Source organism: Marinococcus sp. LNHM5E3-2.1, assembly GCF_056034365.1.
On sequence record NZ_JBQLIB010000028.1, the window covers coordinates 1 to 3,455 of the forward strand.

At 31.5% G+C, this 3,455-nt stretch carries 3 protein-coding genes; 2 read left to right on the forward strand and 1 reads right to left on the reverse strand.

Annotated elements, in window-relative coordinates:
- Window positions 1–23: 23 nt before the first annotated feature.
- Window positions 24–614, reverse strand: a complete 591-nt coding sequence (locus ACTRXH_RS15940; RefSeq protein ID WP_474283015.1) for a helix-turn-helix domain-containing protein — start codon at window positions 612–614, stop codon at window positions 24–26.
- Window positions 615–1,758: 1,144 nt separating this feature from the next.
- Between ACTRXH_RS15940 and ACTRXH_RS15945 the strand changes: the two genes are divergently transcribed.
- Together ACTRXH_RS15945 and ACTRXH_RS15950 are read left to right on the forward strand one after the other, a co-directional pair.
- The gene (locus tag ACTRXH_RS15945; protein ID WP_474283017.1) at window positions 1,759–2,553 is read left to right on the forward strand and encodes a replication initiation protein; all 795 of its coding nucleotides are present in this window, start codon (window positions 1,759–1,761) and stop codon (window positions 2,551–2,553) included.
- Window positions 2,554–2,712: 159 nt separating this feature from the next.
- Window positions 2,713–3,006 (forward strand): hypothetical protein, encoded by a 294-nt coding sequence (locus ACTRXH_RS15950; RefSeq protein ID WP_474283019.1) that lies wholly within the window; start codon window positions 2,713–2,715, stop codon window positions 3,004–3,006.
- Window positions 3,007–3,455 lie beyond the last annotated feature (449 nt).

Below are 3,455 nucleotides of genomic sequence, written 5' to 3' on the forward strand. Positions count from 1 at the left end.
CTTTTTTGCTAGGTTACTTGAAATTACTGTTCAAAAATTAACTTTAAAGTATACAAAAGTTGTTCTTTTTGATGTCGAGAAAGTACTCTACCTTTATATTTAATTGGGATATTACTCATCTCTAAAATATCTTTAGGTGAATTCTCTTTGACCTCTTTGAGTTGTTCTTTACTAAAGTTTTTTTCATTTACTGAGTTAGTAGTGGCTATACTCATATTTAACAAGTAATACAAGTCTAGAACATCATCATCGTTTGCTTCACGAGTGATATTGAATTCGTCTACTAAAGGATAAGTACGTGGAGCTCCAACTATGTATTGGATTCCATCGAGAGGTTGAAAATTTGCTATTTTAATATGCTCACTTTTGGCTTTAATATCTTTTTCTACTTCTTCGTGTTCATCCCAATATCCAGCAGCTTTTAATAATGGAGTTCTACTTATGTTTAATGCTTGAGCAATTTTTATAATTGTTTCAGGTTTAGGTATTGAAGAATTTCCATGTTCTATACGCGATATATAACTTTTAGAGAAATTTGTAAGTCTGGCTAATTCAGTTAAACTCATGTTTCTATTCTCGCGTATTTTCTTTAATTCATTCCCAAACTTAGTCATGGAAGGCCTCCTTTAATTCATTTTGTTTCATTTTAGTAAACTATTAAACGTTTGTAAATGAAACGGTTGTTAATAAATTAAGGGAATGCTATTATTTTACCAGAATTAAAAATAAAAAAACCGTCACCTTTGGTATTTAAATAACTGCGGTCACAGTTTTTTATACCTGGCAACGGTTCGTAAGGGATTAGTAGATCTCCTTAATAGATATACCTCAAGATTACATCTCAATTTATTTTTTGGCAATCCTGCAAAGAATATTATTAATTGAGATGTAAGAGAGGTGATTGGAGACTCTTCTTTTTTCTTTGGACCTTTCGGTTTGATTAGAAAGGAGAAAAAAAGATGAAAATTAAATTAGAAATTACCTTCTCTGATTGCTTTATTAAGACTCTAACAGCAGCTTTTTGTTTTTTCCTTTTATGAATTCTAAAAAATCATTAATTTGAAATGCTGATATGACACTGCTCCTAGCTGACTATGGAAGGAAAGAACAATATATATATAAGGTAAATGATCCATCTTTAACACCCCTGTTTATCCAGGGGTGTTTTTTTTGTTGTCTAAGTTCTTTTAATAAAAATGAAAAATTTTCTCTTCTAGCTAGAACCTGAACCGTTCTAGCTACAGAGAGGAATTTCTTTCTTGTTAATTGAGCTCTTAGAACATTTTAAGAAAAGAGAGAAATTTACCTTAAATATCTGGTAGAGGTGATTTAACAATGAAAGTGAAATTAAAAAAAAAAGTAGAAAGTGAATTTGAGTTTGAATTTACTCGTTCTGATTGCGATTTAATTTTTGATTTTCTTTTTTTGCTTTTTAAAATTAATAATACAGATATTCCTCTAACGATTTTGATTTTCCCATGTCTATTTTAGACATGGGTTTTTTCTTATTCTTTTCTACCTCTTTTATTACCTCTTTTATAAACCTCTTTTAGAGTGTTTTTAACCTTAGAACGCCAAGGCTTTAAGAATTTTATAAGTACTCTTTTACTTGGTTATAAGTACCCTTTTACTTGGTTATAAGTACTCTTTTACTTGGTTATAAGTACCCTTTTACTTGGTTATAAGTACTAACAAAATAAATAAAGTATTTATAAATATCAACTGTAGTGTTACGTTAGTATTGGTAGGAGGGATTTTATGGCAAATGAAATTGTGAAATATCATAATGAATTAAATACTATTCCCTTTCGAAAATTCAGTGTTCGTGAGATGAACTTATTCTTTTCTATGATTTCACGTATGAGGGAGAAAGGCACGCACACAGTACGTTTTGACTTCAAAGAATTAAAAGAGCTAAGCGATTATAAAGAAACATCGACAGAACGTTTTGTTAGTGATTTAGAGAATACATATCAAAAAATGCTTACTCTAACTGTAGGGAAACGCTCAAAATTAAATGTGCGTGTGTTTGTCCTATTTACAGGCTTTGAAATTGTCGGCGATGAAGGCTATCTAGATGTAAAACTAAATCCTGATCTTAGTCATATGTTGAATGAATTAAGTAAATGGACGAGGTTCAGCCTCCAACAGTTTAACGAATTGCATAGTACATACTCTAAGACAATGTTTAGACTCCTGAAGCAATACAGGACCACTGGAAGGCTTGAATTAAACATAGAGGACTTCAGAGAGCTCCTAGACGTTCCTAAGAGTTATAAGGTAGGTCAGATAGATCAAAAGGTATTACGACCAATCAGAGAAGAACTAAGCCCTATTTTCCCAGGTCTTACTATTATCAAAAAGAAAGCAAAAACACGTGGAAATAAAGTAACTGGTTATACTTTCACTTTTAAAAAAGAAGAAAAACAAGCTAATGACTTCAAAATTGTGACGAATAACAATAAAGAAATCTCGAATTTGGATAATGATTTTGCAAAGAACAAATCAGAATTTGAACAGATGTTAAAACAAAGAAGAGAAAATAAAAATTAATAGCTCTAATGTAATATAAATATGCCTCCAGGAATATTCCTGGAGGCATATTTATATTACATCATGTAGAACATATGTACGCTTTTATTGACTTTATAATTTATAATTACACTAAGGCTTTATCTAAGAATTTATTTTCTTTGAAGGAGGTGAAAAATCGTGCTTGCCAATTTATATATAAAAGAAAATAACGCTAATTCAAGTTACGAGCTCAGTATTGAAAAGTATACGGTTGAAAATGGAACAGGAGAAAAAAGAAACATTATTGGTGGTAAATCTGCAGAACCAAAAAAACACATTTTTAAATTTCCTAGTGCTGAATACTTTAATAAAAATTCGCTATACAATCTCGAATTTGGTGACTCTTTTTTTGGGTCTATTAAAATTATTAACCGTAAAAATTGTTTAAAAGGTGATCAGCGTTCTTACGAGTATTTAGCCGAATCTGTATAAAAAGTTATTGATCATAAAGGGTAAAGGGCGCACTTACACACATACTTTTTATTCTAAAAATGTGTTTGTGCGAACTCCCACCTGGTCGATCTTCATGTTCGTTTTTCAAACGATAGCCTGACGGACAAGCAGCAAAAATGAAACACCCTACCTGTCATGAAATAAGCTCACTTTGGAACACATCTCCTGTAACGATTAAAAATTTGAAAGAGCATAAGGGAAAATTGCCCCCAGACGAGCTGGAGTGTCCGGCAGTGCCCGACTTTTCCTGGGTACGTAAAAAATGCTTTCTGTGACACTTGTGAGACACTACTGTGACAGTATTGAGTCACACAGACCCCTTTGTGACACTTGTGAGACAGTAAAAATGCTCTTTTTTGCTAGGTTACTTGAAATTACTGTTCAAAAATTAACTTTAAAGTATACAAAAGTTGTTCTTTTTGATGTCG